We start from the raw sequence: 18,089 nt of genomic DNA, 5'->3' as shown, positions 1-18,089 counted from the left end.
GGCCATATTTTTTATGAACAGGCTCTAAACCCCTAACACAATATTCGCATCGATGTTCAGTTTTTGGCTTATCGTGCGTGCCACTTTCAACGTAGGCTCACACTTACCCGAAATATAATCACTTAAACGTGAAGAACTCACCCCGATTAATTTTGCCAATGCCTTTTGGTTAAGACCCATCTCATACATCCGGAGCTTGAGCACATCGACAAGCGTCGGCTTCCCCAAAGCGAAATGTGCTTCCGAGTAATCGGCTACAAGGTTAGAAAGCAATTCCAACTCAATGCTGTTCGGGTCATCAAGAGGCGTTTCATCCGTCACAGCCGGGAGCAACTCCTCCACTCTTTTCACAGCCCATTCATACTGAGCTTTTGTTTCTATCTTGGTCATAAGTTTAAATTTTAGAGCAATCTGCTATTTTATCATATTCCGCATGAGTGCCAATGAAGCGGACATAAACGAATTGTATTGTAAATTTTATCACTACAACAAGCCTGTAGTTATTCCCTCTGATATTGAACACATAATGCTGGTTGCCTACATTGTCCACACTGTTAAAAGTTCTCTTTACATCGGCAAAGCATGTCCATTTGCTATTCTTCACAACGGTAGTCCACTCTTGCAGTGCTACCTTGACGTCCGGATGTGCTTCTGCATATTCTTTTAATGCCTGTTCTGTAAATATTCTCATTGGTCACTCAGTTATCATGCTACAAAGATGAACATAAAATTCTGTTTTTCAAAATAAAATCCCATTATTTATAACTATTCAACAAACGATGGAGAACGCCATCTCATACGCACAACCCTCAAAACACATGCGGTAGAACCACCCGGTTCTTGCGGAAGAACTTGCCTGCGCTACCGCATAGACTGACCAACGCTTCCCATAGCGTTTTGGCGCACCAATGGGCATACACATCACCCTTTCAGGTTACATGTAAAAATCGAAATACGGAGAATGTACAAAAAAACAATAAAATTTGTACGAATATACAATACGGTATGAAAAATCATCCGCTATTTTTGTAACGTTGTTATAACAAATCTTTATTCTGGTTAACGGTTAGCTTACACGATAACACTTAAACAGGGTAGTAGAGAAACAGATTGGAATCTAAGGTTACAATTCACACGTGTAAAAAGCTATTTTGACTATGGAAAACAAAAGATGCAAATTCCATTGAAAATAGCGAGTGGAACATTCCACTATAATAGTAAGAAGGACAAAGATTATTGTTTAATTAAATTAAAGTATCAATGAGAAAAAATTTTCAATTGAGAAACGCATTAATGCTCATGGGATTGGCATCAATGCCTCTTTGGTTTGCTTCATGTTCGGATGAAGAAAACATTCCTGCACCGGGTACAGACGAACCGACTAATCCGGAAATCGAAGCTGCTTTTGACTTTAAGATGACAACTGACCTTCCGGTGAAAATTGATTATCCGTCATTCGCCCAAGTCAGCGTGTACGACCAATTGCCAAGCGAAGGAAATAGCGCACGCTTATTGTTCCGTTCATTTACCGGCGCTAACGGTAAGTTGCAAACTGTCAGCACGTTCCCTTCCGCATACATCGGAAAGACTGTATATGTACTGTCAACAGGTATCGACTGCCCGCTTTGGCAAGAAGCAACGCTTACTGAAAACGGACTGGAACTGAAAGCTGAAAGTTCTCGCGTAGGAGTACCGACAAACTCTCCTTTCACACCAGAAGAAATGACTGAAATCCGTAGCGGTGTATTACAAGCACTTCCGGAAGATGAAGATAATCGGGAACAATTTGAGAAATATACACACGGTATCAACCTTGATACACGCTTAAAAACCGATGATAATTATCCGACAGCCAATGTAAGTGTAACATTTGTTGACGCAGTGGGTCACAATTATAATACATTATATTATTACACATATAAAGCTGGAGAAGAATCTACAATTACAGAAACATGGATTCGCCACAACATCATTAATGATGATCATAAGTTGTTTGGCCCTGTATCTACAGATCCGAATGCAAGTAGTGCAAACGACCCGAACCGATACAGAAATAACACAATGATTTTAAGCGATGTGAATGGCGCCATTAAATTCACTGACGAAGATCGTATCGGTTTTGTTCTTCAAAGTAGAAGCGGTAACACGACCAAATACTATTATACAAGTCAGGTTCCTGAAGAAGGTCAAGTTGGTCAGTGTGCTACTTTCGTTTATAGAAGCAAAGGTCTTGTGTACACATTCGAAGATCAGGATGCCTCTACTTGGGAAGAAGATGGACATTTTGTTCCGTATCCACCATTTTGGGTAACAGAAGGAAATTGGGAGTATAATGTAAGCGACTTCAACGATTTCACTTTCATTGTGACAACCAATCCGCAAGAGGCCATTGATGATGAAGAATTCCCTGACCTGCCTACACCTCCTTACTACTTAGAAAATATAGGAGCTCCCCAGTATGGAACCGTATTATTTGAAGATAACTATCCCGATGCAGGAGACTACGATATGAATGACTTTGTAGCTACTTATGCATTAAGACAAATTACTTATATCCACTTTGATCCGGAATCAGGTATATCTACACCTCCTAACTACTTAGGTGCAGTAGATTACTATTTTGTTCCGAAATGGGACGGCGCATGGTATGGTTGTTCATTTAATTTCATGCTGGACGATATACACGAAAATCCGATTCATATCTATGATTTGGCTGCTAACCAAACAATGGGAGCATTGGATGTAGAACCTATCCAAGGTAGAATAGACTTAGGCTTTACATCAGCAGAAACTGGAGAAGGTGATGACAAAGATTGCGAACCGACAGGAACAGAATACGTAGCAGAAGATTATACGTTTGACAGAATATTCAATCCGTTCATCACAACTACTAATAATGGATACGAAATCCACTTACCGGGATATAAAGCATCTGCAAGTGCCAACCTGGAAGGTCTGACCGATTGGCAAAAGGCTTACAAGTTGGAAGACGGCCAACACCCGTATGCAGCTAACATCCCGACGCAGAATTACCTGATTGTAACCGAGCAAATGACAATTGATCAATTCTATCCCGATTTCACAAAATGGGTAGAAAGCAACAAAACAACGAACAAAGACTGGTATGAACATCCGGCTCAATAAGACAGTTAAAACAGTTTTAATTAAACATTTTTTTGAATAGCAAGTAAAGAGAAGAGTTGTTCCGGTTCGTATTCGGAATGACTCTTCTTTTACCTATATATAAACGGCAAGCCCCAAACACTTTACCGCCATGATTCCTAAAATTATCCATTACTGCTGGTTCGGCAAAGCTCCGCTTCCCAAACTAACCAAACAGTGCATCCGTTCGTGGAAGAAACATTGCCCCGACTTCGAGATAAAAGAATGGAACGAAACCAACTCTCCGCTCCATCTTTTCCCCTTTGCCCAACAAGCATTGGAAGAAAAAAAGTGGGCCTTCGTTGCCGACGTAATCCGCCTTTACGCCTTGTACACCGAAGGAGGCATTTATTTGGATACCGATGTGGAGTTGCTAAAACCATTAACCCCGTTTTTACATCATCAGGCATTTATTGGGTATGAAAAGGGATATGAAAAATATGGCAAATGGACTATTTTAACAGCGCTGATAGGCTCGGAGGCACACGGTGAATGGATAACTTCTTGGCTGAAAATGTATGAAAACAAAACATTCTCAGCCGAACAAATAAGAGATTTCATCAACAGTACCCTCATAGCAGATGACATCAGAAAGAAAGGCTTCCGGCTCGACGGTTCTCTCACATCACTACCGGGCTTGACAATCTATCCCACAGATTACTTCAGCCCAATGGACTATAACACACATATCATAACGCTCACCCCAAACACTGTCGCCATCCATTATTTCTCATACACGTGGATGGAGGCAAGCAACACTTGGCAGTATCGGCTGAGAAAACTGTTAATCGACTTGTTAGGTGAAAAAGCATTCAGAAAGTTAGTGAATGGGGTGCGGAAGTATTTAAGAATTAAGAAGTAAAAATTTAAATACTCCCATAAAAACAAAAGAGACCATCTCCCTATTCGGAAACGGTCTCTTACTTTTTATTACATTATATCAACTTTTCATTTATATTCCTGCCAACTCTTAATCTGGATATCTTCCTGACTCATCTGACAGAAAGCTTCGATGAAGGCTTTTGCCAAACGGGCATTGGTTATCAGCGGAATGTTGTGGTCGATGGCACCGCGACGAATGCGATAACCGTTGGTCAATTCGCGCTTGGTATGATTTTTCGGGATGTTTACTATCAGGTCGAACTTATGACCGGCTATCATTTTCATTACATTGTTTTCGGCGTGCGGACGTTCATCGGGCCAGAATACCGGTGTGGTAGGAATGCCGTGCGAGTTAAGGAATGCGGCTGTTCCCGCCGTAGCGTAAAGCGTATATCCTTTTTGACTCAGCATGTGGCTGGCATCGAGTAAGTCGACTTTCGATTTCGTTGCACCTGAAGAGAACAATACTGATTTTTGAGGTATCTTGTAACCGGTAGCAATCATCGCATTCAGCAGGGCTTCGTTGAAGTCATCACCCAGACAGCCTACTTCACCGGTCGATGACATGTCGACACCCAGTACCGGGTCGGCATTCTGTAAGCGGGCGAACGAGAACTGTGAGGCTTTTACGCCGATGCGGTCAATATCGAAGGCTGATTTGTCGGGCTTAGCATACGGAGCGTCGAGCATGATACGGGTAGCCGTTTCTATGAAATTGCGTTTCAATACCTTCGATACGAAGGGGAAGCTGCGCGAAGCACGGAGGTTACATTCGATTACCTTCACTTCGTTCTTCTTGGCAAGGAACTGGATGTTAAACGGACCGGAGATGTTCAGTTCCTTAGCTATGCGGCGACTGATGCGCTTGATTTCGCGGGCGGTAGAGAAATAAATCTTCTGTGCCGGGAATACAAGGGTTGCATCGCCCGAATGTACGCCGGCGTATTCGATGTGTTCGGAGATGGCGTATTCCACTACCTCACCGTTTTGTGCCACAGCGTCGAACTCTATTTCTTTTGTCTCCTGCATGAACTGCGATACCACTACCGGATATTCCTTCGATACTTCGCTCGCCATCTGCAAGAAGCGTTCCAGCTCTTCTTGGTCGTAGCAGACGTTCATCGCCGCACCGCTCAGTACGTACGACGGACGTACCAATACCGGATAGCCTACTTTCTTTACGAACTCTTTTACATCGTCAAGGCTGGTCAGCTCTTGCCAAGCGGGTTGATCAATGCCTAATTGGTCGAGCATGGCAGAGAACTTATTACGGTTTTCGGCACGGTCGATAGAGATGGGCGAGGTTCCGAGGATAGGTACAGACTGGCGGTAGAGTTTCATGGCGAGGTTATTCGGTATCTGTCCGCCTACCGAAACGATGACACCGCGAGGCTGTTCCAAATCAATTACATCCAATACACGTTCGAACGAGAGTTCGTCGAAATACAGACGGTCGCACATGTCGTAGTCCGTAGATACGGTTTCGGGATTGTAATTAATCATGATGGACTTATAGCCCAACTTACGGGCAGTCTGGATGGCATTGACCGAACACCAGTCGAATTCAACCGACGAACCGATACGGTATGCTCCCGAACCGAGTACCACTACCGATTTCTCGTGTTTGTAGAAATTAATGTCATGCCCTTCCACTGCGTATGTCATGTAAAGGTAATTCGTCAGTTCAGGGTGTTCCGAAGCCACGGTATTGATGCGCTTCACAGCCGGAAGGATACCTAATTTCTTACGATACTCGCGCACGGCAAGGTTTTCTTTCTCCATGTTTCCGCTCTTCGGCTTCAGCACGAAGCGTGCTATCTGGAAGTCGGAGAAGCCCAATACCTTTGCCTCACGAAGCACATCTGCCGGAAGTTCTTCCAGCGAGTTATAAGTCTGTAACTTGGCTTTATAGTCGACGATGTTCTTCAGCTTGCCAATGAACCACGGGTCAATCTTCGTCAGTTCAAAGATACGCTCAATGCTGTATCCTTCTTCCAACGCCTGAGCGATGGCGAAAATACGCAAGTCGGTAGGATTAGCCAGCTCATCGTCCAGATTATCGAATCTCGTATGGTCGTTACCCACAAAGCCGTGCATACCCTGTCCTACCATACGCAACCCTTTCTGAATAATTTCTTCGAACGTGCGCCCGATAGACATGATTTCGCCCACCGATTTCATGCTCGAACCGATGCGGCGCGATACGCCTACGAACTTCGTCAAGTCCCAGCGCGGAATCTTGCAAATCAGGTAATCGAGCGACGGAGCTACGTATGCCGAGTTGGGCGTACCCATTTCGCCGATTTCGTCCAGCGTATAGCCCAACGCAATCTTAGCCGCCACAAACGCCAACGGATACCCCGTAGCTTTCGATGCCAATGCAGATGAACGGCTCAAGCGGGCATTTACCTCGATGATACGGTAATCGTCGGTATCGGCATTGAATGCGTACTGGATGTTACATTCTCCCATGATTCCGAGGTGACGAATGCACTGTTTGGAGAGTTCCTGCAGCATGGTAACCTGCGCTGCGGTAAGCGAACAGGTGGGAGCCACCACGATGGATTCGCCCGTATGGATACCCAGCGGGTCGAAGTTCTCCATGCTTGCCACCGTAAAACAGTGGTCGTTCGCATCGCGAATCACCTCAAACTCTATTTCTTTCCATCCTTTCAGCGATTCTTCCACCAAAATCTGCGGCGAGAAGGTAAATGCGCTTTCCGCCAGTTCGATAAACTTTTCTTCATTCGGGCAGATACCGCTACCCAAACCGCCCAACGCATACGCCGAACGAATCATGACCGGATAACCGATGCGGCGGGCAGCCGTCAAAGCATCCTCCATGTTTTCCACCGCTTGGCTTATCGGAGTCTTCAGTTCCACTTCGTCCAGCTTCTTCACAAACAAGTCGCGGTCTTCGGTATACATGATGGCTTCTACCGATGTTCCCAACACCTCTACACCATATTCTTTCAACACTCCGTTACGATAAAGCTCCGTACCGCAGTTTAACGCTGTTTGTCCGCCAAACGCCAGCAAAATGCCGTCCGGACGTTCTTTCTTGATAATTTCCGTCACGAAATAAGGAGTAACGGGAAGGAAATAAACTTGGTCGGCGATGCCTTCCGAGGTTTGGATAGTAGCAATATTGGGATTAATTAATACAGAGCGGATACTTTCTTCGCGCAAGGCTTTCAGTGCTTGCGAACCCGAATAATCAAATTCACCTGCTTGTCCGATTTTCAGTGCCCCTGAACCTAAGACTAAGACTTTCTTTAATTCTTTTTTCATCGTTATAGATAGTTTTGTTATGGTTTCTGCAAAGGTATGTTTTCAGGATATGAAGATACCAAGTTTTCTTCCGGTTACCAATATCTATCGGTAGATAGCCCGTCGGACAACTGCCGATTCGTCATCTCCTCATTTATGCAAAGAAACAATTTATTTTGAAGAAAACAAAGTATTTAGTTATCTTTGCTGCAATTTAAAAGTAAACAACATATTTGACTATGGGAAAAGAAAAAATTATCTTGACCGGCGACCGTCCGACCGGCAAACTACATATCGGACATTACGTAGGTTCGTTACGCCGTCGCGTAGAACTTCAAAACTCAGGATTGTATGATAAGATATTTATTTTTGAGGCCGACGGACAGGCGTTGACCGACAATATAGAAAATCCCGAAAAGGTACGTCAGAACGTAATCGAAGTAGCGTTGGATTATCTTGCCGTAGGGCTCGACCCCGCCAAGTCTACCATCTTCATCCAGTCGCAGATTCCGGAACTTTGCGAACTGACTTTTTACTTCATGGACTTGGTTAGCGTATCGCGCCTCCAGCGCAATCCTACGGTAAAGACCGAAATACAGATGCGCAAGTTCGAATCAAGCATCCCCGTGGGCTTCTTCACCTACCCCATCAGCCAAGCGGCAGACATCACGGCATTTAAGGCTACCACCGTACCCGTTGGTGAAGACCAAGAGCCGATGATTGAGCAGACGCGCGAAATCGTGCGCCGCTTCAACTACATTTATGGCGAAACGCTGGTAGAACCGGAAATCCTTCTGCCCGATAACGCTGCCTGCCTGCGCCTGCCGGGAACAGACGGAAAGGCAAAGATGAGCAAGTCATTGGGCAACTGCATCTACCTGTCGGATACTGCCGACGAGGTGGAAAAGAAGGTAAAGAGCATGTATACCGACCCCACCCACATCAAGGTGAGCGACCCCGGAAAACTGGAAGGAAACACCGTGTTTACGTATCTCGACGCTTTCTGCCGCCCCGAACACTTCGAGCGTTACCTGCCCGACTATCCGAACTTGGACGAACTGAAGGCTCACTATACGCGCGGCGGACTGGGCGATATGAAGGTAAAGAAATTCCTTGCCGCCATTATGCAGGAAGAGCTTACGCCCATCCGCGAACGCCGCAAAGCCTACGAAAAAGACATCCCTGCCATCTACGACATGCTGAAGAAGGGCTGCGAAGTGGCACGCGAAGCTGCCGCACAAACCATGAGTGAGGTGCGCCGCGCAATGAAGATTAACTATTTCGATGACGAAGCGCTGATAGCCGAACAAGCCAAACGTTTTGCCGAGTAATCCCGCAAAGCCTCCCGCCGCTGCGGGAAGCCTTCATATACCGATACGGATTCTTACAGACACCTCCGGTTCTACCCCAAAGAGCCGGCACATCTCTATAAGAATCCGTATTTTTTATACTCGCTTCCAGACATTTATACCGACCTCTTTCTTCTTCATCCCCATAAAAACCTCCGCCTGTCGGCAACTGTTCCTCATTTCTTTCTCAACCATTCTATAACCCGGCATGGAGAGTTATACAACCCACCCTGATGAGTTATATAACCCGCTAAGGTGAGTCGTACAACCCACCAAGCCGGGTTATAAAAATCTTCGGCAAAAACGGTAAAATCCCCACCGGAAAGCGGGCATCCGCAACCGCCTTCGCGAAAAAATTGCAGCAAAAACGTAAAAAAATTACCGCAAATGTTTGGAGATTTAAAATAAAGCTGTACCTTTGCAACCGCAAATGAGAACAAGACCTTCGGGCGTTTAGCTCAGCTGGTTCAGAGCATCTGCCTTACAAGCAGAGGGTCGGCGGTTCGAATCCGTCAACGCCCACTCAAAAACGAAAACTTGTTCTCGGAAGCACATAGCTTTTGGGGCGTTTAGCTCAGCTGGTTCAGAGCATCTGCCTTACAAGCAGAGGGTCGGCGGTTCGAATCCGTCAACGCCCACAGTCCAAAAGTAAATTTGAAAAATTTCCCCCTTCGGGCGTTTAGCTCAGCTGGTTCAGAGCATCTGCCTTACAAGCAGAGGGTCGGCGGTTCGAATCCGTCAACGCCCACTTCCTAATATAAGTTTTTCCACACATTCATTATTAAACATCTCAACGGATATTGAAATATCAGTAAGGATTTCTGTTTGTCTTTCCGTATGAAATAATCTCTACCATCATTTGATAGTGACATAGAAATTAGTATCTTTGTGAAAAGAAATCGATAACGCATGACAGCAACAACCACTCCTATCAAAGGAACCTCCTCAAAAAAGGCGCGCAAATCGCTCACCCCGCGCGAAAAACGCATGAGGAAAGCGAGAAAGAAGATTCTGTCCTCAAAGGAAGAGTCCGCTAAATTCTTGAGAGAAATCGGTTTGCTGGACGATAAGAATCAGCTTTCCAAAGTCTATTATCCATGAAAGATACTATATATTCCCGTCGTCCGGGGTTGATAATAGGCTTTCACGGATGCGATAAGTCCGTTGTAGACAAAGTTTTATCCGGTGATGACATCCTCACTACAAGCACCAATGATTACGATTCCGTAATAGAAGTTGCGCATGGAATGAACGAGCGTGCCGGATTCCCTCCTTACGACTCGGTAAGAAGCATATTTTGGGAAGGGGATGAATTATATCCCGGTGCAGGATTCAAAGAAAAGAACCATATACAAATATGTGTCCGCAACCCGAATTGCATAAAAGGTTTCTCCCTGCCCCGCGAAATAGATTACGAGTTTCCCAATCCGCAACAAAGAACAAAATGAACACTTTAATCCTCTCCGACAATCAAGCCATAACCCGTATGGGTATGAAGGCTATCGCTATAACACGTTTCGACAAGGTTTTGGAAGCTGACGACATCCATGTACTGACTAAAAAGCTGCTGACGGAAGAAAGGGCGGTTGCGGTTATCGACTATACGCTTTTCGACTGCACTGCCGAACAGCTGCTTGTGGTGAAAGAGCGTTTTCCTGCCTCGCTGTTTATTCTTTTCAGCGACGCACTGAGCGAGGAGTTCATCCGGCGCATGGTATTCAGTAATCCGAAATTCAGCATCTTGATGAAGGATTCATCGCTTGATGAAATCGAATCGTGTTTAGAGAAGGCTAAAAACGGCATTCCATTTATATGCGCCAAAGCCTCTGCCCTGTTGGAGAAAGAGACGAAAACCCAAGAGGATGATTCACCACTTACTGCCACTGAAAAAGAGATACTGAAAGCAATGGCAATGGGCAAGACCACGAAGGAGATAGCATCGGAACGTTTCTTGAGTGTATATACGGTAATGACTCACCGCAAGAACATCTTCCGGAAACTGCAAGTAAACAATGCGCACGAAGCGGTTCGTTACGCGCTTCGTGCCGGCATTGTTGATGCAATGGAGTATTATATTTGAGACAGCGCGCGGTCGAGGTCGGCTATCAGGTCGTCTACGTGCTCCGTACCGATGGAGAGGCGAACCGTTCCCGGCTTGATATGTTGCTCTTCCATCTCACGCTCGGTAAGCTGCGAGTGGGTTGTGGTAGCGGGATGGATGACCAGCGACTTCATATCGGCTACGTTAGCCAAAAGCGAGAAGATTTCTAACGCATCGATAAACTTCTGTGCCTCGCGGATTCCGCCTTTTACATCCACTGTAAAAATCGAACCTGCCCCTTTGGGGAAATAGCGCAAGTAGAGCGCGTGGTCGGGGTGTTCGGGCAGGGCGGGATGGTGAACGGCTTCTATCCGGGGGTGACTCTTCAGGAAATCAACAATCTTCAGTGCGTTTTCCACATGGCGTTCCACACGGAGCGAAAGGGTTTCTAATCCCTGCAAAAGCAGGAAGGCGTTAAACGGACTAATGGCTGCCCCCGTATCGCGCAGCAAGATGGCCCGCACGCGGACTACAAAGGCTGCTTTTCCTGCCACCTCCGTAAAACGGATGCCGTGATAGCAGGGGTCAGGTTCGGTGAGTTGCGGAAACTTGCCCGAAGCCTGCCAGTCGAACGTACCGCCGTCTACGATAACTCCGCCGAGGCTGGTTCCGTGTCCGCCGATAAACTTCGTGGCAGAGTGTACCACGATGTCTGCACCGTGTTCGATGGGACGAATCAAGTACGGAGTTCCGAACGTGTTGTCTACCACAAGGGGAATGTGATGCCGATGCGCTATTTCCGCCACGGCTTCCATGTCCACTATGTTGGAATGCGGATTACCGAGGGTTTCGATGAAAATCAGTTTGGTCTCCGGACGGATGGCTGCCTCGAAATTTGCCGGAGCCGAAGGGTCGACAAACGTGGTGGTTACGCCCGAAACCGGCAAGGTATGCGCCAGCAGGTTATACGTGCCGCCGTAAATGGTGTTTGCCGCCACGATATGGTCTCCCGCACGTGTAATGTTCTGAAATGTATAGGCTATGGCAGCTGCTCCCGAAGCCACGGCAAGAGCGGCAACCCCGCCCTCAAGCGCAGCCATTCGTTTCTCGAACACCTCCTGCGTGGGATTAGTCAGACGACCGTAAATATTGCCGGGGTCTTGTAAGGCAAAGCGTGCCGCCGCGTGTTCCGAGTTGTGAAACACATACGAAGTAGTCTGATAAATAGGTACGGCACGCGCGTCGGTAGTCGGGTCTGCCGCCTCCTGTCCTACGTGAAGTTGCAATGTCTCAAAATGTAAATCATTCGTTCTCATAAGTTGTATTTGTTTTATGGGGTTAAAGTGGATATTCCTCAAAAGCGTAAAGCACCGTAGAGAGGTATCGTTCTCCCGTATCGGGCAGCAAGACTACGATGTTCTTTCCGGCGTATTCGGGCTGGCGCGCCAACTGCAAGGCTGCATAAGTTGCAGCTCCCGACGAGATGCCCACCAACAGTCCTTCGTTCAACGAAAGCTCGCGGCCCGTACGGATGGCATCATTGTCCGTCACACGAATAATACGGTCTACCACACCGGCATTATAAGTTTTCGGAACAAATCCGGCTCCGATTCCTTGTATCTTATGTAATCCCGGAGCTTCTCCCGAAAGCACTGCCGAAGCATCCGGTTCTACACCTACGATTTCGATATTCGGGTTATGCTTCTTCAGCCCCTCGCCTACGCCGCTCAGCGTACCGCCCGTACCTACTCCGGCTACGAACACATCTACTTTCCCATCGGTATCTCTCCAGATCTCTTCGGCTGTGGTACGCACGTGTGCCGCCGGATTTGCCGGATTCTCAAACTGCTGTAAGATAACCGCTCCGGGAGTAGCATCACGCAGTTCGTTGGCTTTTTCGATGGCCCCCTTCATGCCTTTCGCTCCGGGAGTAAGAACAAGCTGTGCACCCATTGCACGCAACAGGTTTTGACGTTCGAGGCTCATCGTTTCGGGCATGGTCAGTATGGTTTTATAACCTTTTACGGTAGAAACCCACGCCAATCCCACTCCGGTATTTCCGCTGGTAGGTTCGATTATCACCGATCCGGGTTTCAGGATACCTCTGCGTTCGGCATCTTCAATCATCGCAAATGCAATGCGGTCTTTCACACTTCCGCCCGGATTGAAATACTCTAACTTAGCTATTACCGTGGCCTGAGCCTGATGTAACTTTGACATATTCTGCAACTCCAGCAAAGGAGTATTACCGATAAGTTCGGTCAGTTGTTTTTTAATGTTTGCCATAACTTTTATTTTTAATTTATCTGGAAGCAAAGGTACGGGAAAGCAGATACTGCGGCAATACCCTTTTTAGGGTATATTAGGTAGGAATAAAAAAAAAGAGAAGCAATGCTTCTCTTCACTTGGTTGCGGAGGCCTGACTCGAACAGACGACCTTTGGGTTATGAGCCCAACGAGCTACCAACTGCTCCACTCCGCGATGTTTGTTATAAAAGAATCGGATTTTCTATTATTCCGGTTAGTTGCGGAGGCCTGACTCGAACAGACGACCTTTGGGTTATGAGCCCAACGAGCTACCAACTGCTCCACTCCGCGATGTTTATTTCTTAATTCGGGTGCAAAGGTACGGTTTATTTTTGAAACAAACAAGTGTTTTGAAAGAAAAATACATTTTTTTGCAATTTCCGGCTCTCTACTGCATCCCAACAAGCCACGAAAAAATTCTTACCCATAGCACCGGACAGTTCTATGGGTAGAATCGGTCAACTCATCCGCATGGAATGACCAACACTTGCGGTAGCGTTTTCGGGTACCGACACTGGTATTTTACGGAGATTGTATTTACATAAATTTGCTCAGTAGAAAGAAAAAACGTAATTTTGCCTGTCAATCAGATTGTGGGAGCCGAAAAAATGACCGTACTAAAAACCAGAGACCAATTAGTAGACGTAGCCCGCCAACTTTTTGCCAAACAGGGGGTGGAAGCAACGACGATGAATGACATTGCCATCGCTTCGAAGAAGGGACGACGTACGCTTTATACTTATTTTAAAAATAAGGAACAAATCTATCGGGCTGTGGTTGAATCGGAGTTGGAAATGCTGTCTGACCGTATGGAAAAAACCGCCCAAAAGACGATTGACGCCGACAAAAAGATTTTAGAACTGATAATAACACACTTAGAGGCCATAAAGGTAGTGGTATACCGAAACGGTACGCTACGCGCACATTTCTTCCGGGACATCTGGCGCGTGGAAACCATGAGGAAACGTTTCGACCAGAAAGAAACCAAACTTTACCAACGCATTTTGCAGGAGGGAAAAGAAAAAGGGATATTCGATATTGACAACGTAGATATCACGGCCGACATTCTTCATTACTGCGTAAAAGGAATAGAGGTGCCTTACATCCGTGGGCAAATAGGTGAAGATTTGGATGAAGAAATAGGCTGGCGCTATGTGGCTAAAATCGTATTCGGGGCTTTAGGATGCAGAAAGAAACATTTATAAATCATTATTAAACATAAAAATCATGGGATTATTAACTGGAAAAACAGCATTGATTACCGGAGCTGCTCGCGGAATCGGTAAAGCTATCGCACTGAAATTTGCTGCCGAAGGCGCAAACATTGCATTTACAGACTTGATTCTTGACGAAAACAGCCAAAATACGGAAAAAGAAATCGCTGCTTTTGGCGTAAAAGTAAAAGGTTATGCTTCAAACGCTGCCAGCTTTGAAGACACAGCGAAAGTGGTAGAACAAGTGAAAGAAGAGTTTGGATCTATCGACGTATTGGTTAACAACGCCGGTATCACGAAAGACGGCTTGATGATGCGTATGAGCGAAGCTCAATGGGATGCAGTTATCAACGTAAACTTGAAGTCGGCTTTCAACTTCATCCACGCCTGCACGCCTATCATGATTCGCCAGAAAAGCGGAAGCATCATCAACATGGCATCTGTGGTAGGTGTTCACGGAAACGCCGGACAGTGTAACTACTCGGCTTCGAAAGCCGGTATGATTGGTCTGGCTAAATCTATCGCACAGGAACTGGGCTCACGCGGAATCCGTGCCAACGCCATCGCTCCGGGATTCATCATCACGGAAATGACAGCCAAACTGTCTGACGAGGTTAAAGCTGAATGGAACAAACGTATTCCGTTGCGCCGCGGAGGTACTCCGGAAGATGTAGCAAACATTGCCGTATTCTTGGCTTCTGATATGTCTTCGTATGTATCAGGACAGGTTATCCAAGTAGACGGCGGTATGAATATGTAATAAACTTTCCCGGAAAGACGAAGGATGAATACTGTTTTCATGCTTCGTCTTTTTTTATTTCTTACTTTCCCATTATGACAGTCGTATACGAAGATAACCACATCATTGTTGTTAATAAAACCTCCTCGGAGATTGTTCAAGGAGACAAAACGGGAGATACTCCGCTGTCGGAAACCGTCAAACAGTACATCAAAGAAAAGTATAACAAGCCCGGAAATGTATTTCTGGGAGTTACGCACCGGTTAGACCGTCCTGTTAGCGGACTGGTGGTTTTTGCGAAGACAAGCAAAGCATTAAGCCGGTTAAACGACATGTTCCGTAACAACGAAGTGAAGAAAACTTATTGGGCGATTGTAAAAAATTGCCCGAAAGAACCGGAAGGCGAACTGGCGCATTACATGATAAAAAACGAAAAACAAAATAAATCGTACGCATACGATAAAGAAATCAAAGGTTCGAAAAAAGCTGTTTTACATTATCGCCTCATCGGTCATTCACAAAATTACTGTTTGCTGGAAGTCGATTTAAAGACCGGCCGGCATCACCAAATACGTTGCCAGCTTGCTAAAATAGGATGTCCGATAAAGGGAGACCTTAAATACGGATTCCCCCGTTCTAATCCCGACGGCAGCATCTGCCTTCATGCCCGTTACATACATTTCATCCATCCCGTATCAAAGAAAGAAATCAGCCTGACAGCTCCTCTTCCTGAAGGGAATCTTTGGAGTGGTTTTGATTTTGAGAAATAAAAAAAGAGAGCGCTTCACAGCGTTCTCTCTCTCCAATTAACACATAGGCATCTTCATTTATCAAGAGATTGAATGAAAAACAATCTCCAACTTTATTCTATGGGGTTGGGTTTATAGTCTAAGTCTATTTATCAACTCACGTTATTATGTTGTTATTAAGTAAACAACAATATCCGTGCCACAAATAACAAGACCTTACCAAAAAGCAAAATAAAGGCATATTTCCTATTAAAAAATCACACGCTCGCTACAAACCAACTGATAATCAAAGCGATTCTAAAAGAGAAAATTTATCATCGAAGAAAAGAGTTTGCCACAACCTTGCTTTTCAAAGTGTGGAAAAAGTGTGGAATATGTAGAAGGTTTCCACACTTTTATTGTGGAATATTGTAGAGTTTCAATTTATTGTAGAGTGTTTTCCGGTCTACACCCAACAGTTGAGCTGCCCTTGTTTTATTATTATTGGTTTGCTGCAGGGCATTAATGATTCGTTGTTTCTCTTTCTCCTCGTCATGAAGCGAAAGGTCTTGAATCAAGAAAACATTGTCTGCCAGCTCCTCCCCTAAATCGTGTAAAGAAATAAATTCTCCCTGAGCCAGCAAAGTAGCACGTTTCACCACGTTCTTCAACTGACGAAGATTGCCGGGCCACGAGTAATTCTGCAAAGCCATACTTGCCTCCATATCAAATCCAATCAGATTACGCTCCAACTCCCGATTCGCTTGATCTAAAAAGAAATTAGCAAACAGCAAAATATCTTCTTCTCTCTCCTTCAACGAAGGCATACGCAGCGTAAACTCATTGATACGATGATATAAATCCTCACGGAAAGTACCTTTGGCGATGGCTTCTTTAAGATTTTCATTGGTTGCACTCACCAACCGAACATCAACCTCGATTTCTTTAGTCGACCCTATCCGGCGAATCTTACGCTCTTGAAGGGCACGAAGCAACTGCACCTGTACCTCGTAACTCAAATTTCCTATTTCATCAAGAAATAAAGTTCCGCCGTTTGCTTCCTCAAAAGCACCGACCTTATCCGACAGAGCACCGGTAAACGAACCTTTTACGTGGCCAAAAAATTCAGAAGCAGCCAAGTCTTTCGGTATAGAACCGCAATCAATAGCGATAAACGGTTTGCCTGCCCGCTTACTGAGCTGATGGATGCGATGGGCAACATATTCCTTACCGGTTCCGCTCGCTCCGTTAATCAAAACCGACATGTGGGTAGGCGCAACCAGATTAACATAATTATAAAGCTGACGCGCAGCCTCGCTTTCTCCCTCAAGAAAGTTCTGAGAAGAAACCGAAGCTGCCGAATGAACCGGCGCAATAGGCGCGGCTGTATTATTTCCTATGGCTTCTGTTATTTTTGTCAGAAGAACGTCTGGCTGTATCGGCTTGGCTACGTAATCAGTCGCACCTTCTTTCATCGCCTGTACAGCGCTCTGGATTTCGGCATAGCTGGTCATGATAATAAACGGTATAAGTTTATTCTGTTCCCGCAGCCAAGCAAGCAGAGAGATGCCGTCTTGGTCGGGAAGCCGTAAATCAGACAATACCAAATCAAAATCGCGAGCAGCCAGCAGTTTTCTTGCGCGCAACTGAGTACCAACCGCCTCTACTTCGAAACCTTTCTTGCCCAGCCAAGTTTTCAGCATGGTAGAGAAAGTCAAATCATCTTCAACAATTAATATAGACGAAGCCATTATGTGTGTGTTACATTTATTTTAGAACTTATACCCTACGGTAAAGAAGAATGCCAAATTACGCGGAGCTGCTCCACTGGCTATTTTACATAGACCAAACTCTCCGTCGAGTCCCACGGTCCATTTCGGAAAATCCAAAGCCACACCTCCTTGTAATCCTGCATCGAAACGCTTCAACCCGTTCCAACTCTGGGCTTTCACATCATCGAATGTCCCCCATGAAGTGGTAACATCATCTATCTCGTGGCTAACCTTTCCGTTTACGCCCAAAGCCAAATAAGGACCTGCGGTAAATACCATGTCGAACTTACAAGCCGTACCTACATGGAAAGCAGCCAATAAGGGCATTTCAAAGTAATTCTGGTCGACTGTTATATCTGTCCCATTTTCCTTATAACTTGCTCCTTTCGACACCCATGACAACCCGGTTTGGAAAGAGACCAATCCGGTAAGAGGAACATCAATGCCTACTCCTACTTTCGGATTAAACAAGGGATTGCTGCCGTTAGCATCCTTTCCCATCCATGTACTCATACCTAAACCCAGCTCCATGCTCCACGTTACTTTCGTTTGCGCCGTTACGGTCAACATTGAGAACAGGCAAACCATCATAAGCAAAAACTTTTTCATAAGCCATTTATTTTTA

The 18,089-nt window shown here is 45.6% G+C and carries 16 protein-coding genes and 5 tRNA genes; 12 read left to right on the top strand and 9 right to left on the bottom strand.

All coding sequences use genetic code 11. The features are described 5' to 3' along the window. Nucleotides 1–24: 24 nt before the first annotated feature. The gene (locus M3085_RS01655; protein ID WP_178256723.1) at nucleotides 25–390 is read right to left on the bottom strand and encodes a type II toxin-antitoxin system HigA family antitoxin; all 366 of its coding nucleotides are present in this window, start codon (nucleotides 388–390) and stop codon (nucleotides 25–27) included. Nucleotides 391–394: 4 nt separating this feature from the next. Then, complete coding sequence (locus M3085_RS01650; protein ID WP_191710053.1) at nucleotides 395–691, bottom strand: type II toxin-antitoxin system HigB family toxin; 297 nt, start codon at nucleotides 689–691, stop codon at nucleotides 395–397. 587 nt (nucleotides 692–1,278) lie between these two features. Here M3085_RS01650 and M3085_RS01645 point away from each other — a divergent pair. Both M3085_RS01645 and M3085_RS01640 read left to right on the top strand, forming a co-directional pair. After that, nucleotides 1,279–3,144 (top strand): LruC domain-containing protein, encoded by a 1,866-nt coding sequence (locus M3085_RS01645; protein WP_249052150.1) that lies wholly within the window; start codon nucleotides 1,279–1,281, stop codon nucleotides 3,142–3,144. Nucleotides 3,145–3,274: 130 nt separating this feature from the next. After that, nucleotides 3,275–4,024, top strand: coding sequence for a glycosyltransferase family 32 protein (locus M3085_RS01640; protein ID WP_249052149.1), 750 nt, complete (start codon nucleotides 3,275–3,277; stop codon nucleotides 4,022–4,024). Nucleotides 4,025–4,110: 86 nt separating this feature from the next. Here the strand turns inward: M3085_RS01640 and carB are convergent, their stop codons facing one another. Next, a complete protein-coding gene (carB, locus tag M3085_RS01635) occupies nucleotides 4,111–7,335 on the bottom strand; it encodes a carbamoyl-phosphate synthase (glutamine-hydrolyzing) large subunit (RefSeq protein WP_249052148.1) in 3,225 nt (1,074 codons plus the stop codon). Nucleotides 7,336–7,553: 218 nt separating this feature from the next. On the opposite strand from carB, the gene trpS reads away from it, so the two are divergent. From trpS to M3085_RS01600, 7 genes are all read left to right on the top strand, one after another. Beyond that, nucleotides 7,554–8,645, top strand: a complete 1,092-nt coding sequence (gene trpS / locus M3085_RS01630; protein WP_178256728.1) for a tryptophan--tRNA ligase — start codon at nucleotides 7,554–7,556, stop codon at nucleotides 8,643–8,645. A 465-nt stretch (nucleotides 8,646–9,110) separates the two neighbouring features. Beyond that, nucleotides 9,111–9,185, top strand: a tRNA-Val gene (locus tag M3085_RS01625). 41 nt (nucleotides 9,186–9,226) lie between these two features. Beyond that, nucleotides 9,227–9,301, top strand: a tRNA-Val gene (locus tag M3085_RS01620). 35 nt (nucleotides 9,302–9,336) lie between these two features. Beyond that, nucleotides 9,337–9,411: transfer RNA gene (locus M3085_RS01615), tRNA-Val, on the top strand. 161 nt (nucleotides 9,412–9,572) lie between these two features. Then, nucleotides 9,573–9,764, top strand: coding sequence for a hypothetical protein (locus M3085_RS01610; protein ID WP_178256466.1), 192 nt, complete (start codon nucleotides 9,573–9,575; stop codon nucleotides 9,762–9,764). Then, nucleotides 9,761–10,111 (top strand): hypothetical protein, encoded by a 351-nt coding sequence (locus tag M3085_RS01605; RefSeq protein ID WP_249052147.1) that lies wholly within the window; start codon nucleotides 9,761–9,763, stop codon nucleotides 10,109–10,111. Before M3085_RS01610 ends, M3085_RS01605 begins: the two co-directional genes overlap by 4 nt. Continuing rightward, the gene (locus M3085_RS01600) at nucleotides 10,108–10,743 is read left to right on the top strand and encodes a helix-turn-helix transcriptional regulator (protein WP_178256464.1); all 636 of its coding nucleotides are present in this window, start codon (nucleotides 10,108–10,110) and stop codon (nucleotides 10,741–10,743) included. The genes M3085_RS01605 and M3085_RS01600 overlap by 4 nt, the downstream gene beginning before the upstream one ends. Here M3085_RS01600 and M3085_RS01595 read toward each other — a convergent pair. The 4 genes from M3085_RS01595 to M3085_RS01580 all read right to left on the bottom strand — a co-directional run bounded on the left by M3085_RS01595 (nucleotide 10,734) and on the right by M3085_RS01580 (nucleotide 13,302). Further along, complete coding sequence (locus M3085_RS01595) at nucleotides 10,734–12,020, bottom strand: O-acetylhomoserine aminocarboxypropyltransferase/cysteine synthase family protein (RefSeq protein ID WP_204500666.1); 1,287 nt, start codon at nucleotides 12,018–12,020, stop codon at nucleotides 10,734–10,736. The two genes, M3085_RS01600 and M3085_RS01595, sit on opposite strands and share 10 nt — an antisense overlap. A gap of 22 nt (nucleotides 12,021–12,042) precedes the next feature. After that, nucleotides 12,043–12,990, bottom strand: a complete 948-nt coding sequence (gene cysK / locus M3085_RS01590) for a cysteine synthase A (protein WP_178256462.1) — start codon at nucleotides 12,988–12,990, stop codon at nucleotides 12,043–12,045. Between the two features lie 120 nt (nucleotides 12,991–13,110). Further along, nucleotides 13,111–13,186 (bottom strand) — tRNA-Met (locus M3085_RS01585). A 43-nt stretch (nucleotides 13,187–13,229) separates the two neighbouring features. Next, nucleotides 13,230–13,302: transfer RNA gene (locus tag M3085_RS01580), tRNA-Met, on the bottom strand. A gap of 317 nt (nucleotides 13,303–13,619) precedes the next feature. Between M3085_RS01580 and M3085_RS01575 the strand changes: the two genes are divergently transcribed. From M3085_RS01575 to M3085_RS01565, 3 genes are all read left to right on the top strand, one after another. Beyond that, complete coding sequence (locus tag M3085_RS01575) at nucleotides 13,620–14,216, top strand: TetR/AcrR family transcriptional regulator (RefSeq protein WP_178255758.1); 597 nt, start codon at nucleotides 13,620–13,622, stop codon at nucleotides 14,214–14,216. A 22-nt stretch (nucleotides 14,217–14,238) separates the two neighbouring features. Further along, complete coding sequence (gene fabG / locus M3085_RS01570) at nucleotides 14,239–14,985, top strand: 3-oxoacyl-[acyl-carrier-protein] reductase (RefSeq protein WP_178255757.1); 747 nt, start codon at nucleotides 14,239–14,241, stop codon at nucleotides 14,983–14,985. A gap of 74 nt (nucleotides 14,986–15,059) precedes the next feature. Next, nucleotides 15,060–15,734, top strand: a complete 675-nt coding sequence (locus M3085_RS01565) for an RluA family pseudouridine synthase (RefSeq protein ID WP_249052146.1) — start codon at nucleotides 15,060–15,062, stop codon at nucleotides 15,732–15,734. A gap of 374 nt (nucleotides 15,735–16,108) precedes the next feature. Here the strand turns inward: M3085_RS01565 and M3085_RS01560 are convergent, their stop codons facing one another. Beyond that, nucleotides 16,109–17,443 carry a sigma-54-dependent transcriptional regulator gene (locus M3085_RS01560; RefSeq protein ID WP_178255755.1) on the bottom strand — a complete coding sequence of 445 codons (1,335 nt, stop codon included), beginning with the start codon at nucleotides 17,441–17,443 and terminating at the stop codon, nucleotides 16,109–16,111. Between the two features lie 21 nt (nucleotides 17,444–17,464). After that, nucleotides 17,465–18,073, bottom strand: a complete 609-nt coding sequence (locus tag M3085_RS01555) for a porin family protein (RefSeq protein WP_178255754.1) — start codon at nucleotides 18,071–18,073, stop codon at nucleotides 17,465–17,467. Nucleotides 18,074–18,089 lie beyond the last annotated feature (16 nt).

It is taken from the genome of Bacteroides caecicola, assembly GCF_023337095.1.
GTDB lineage: Bacteria > Bacteroidota > Bacteroidia > Bacteroidales > Bacteroidaceae > Phocaeicola > Phocaeicola gallinarum.
The sequence above is the reverse complement of the archived record's forward strand: the minus strand, read 5'-3'. Positions and strand labels throughout refer to the sequence as shown.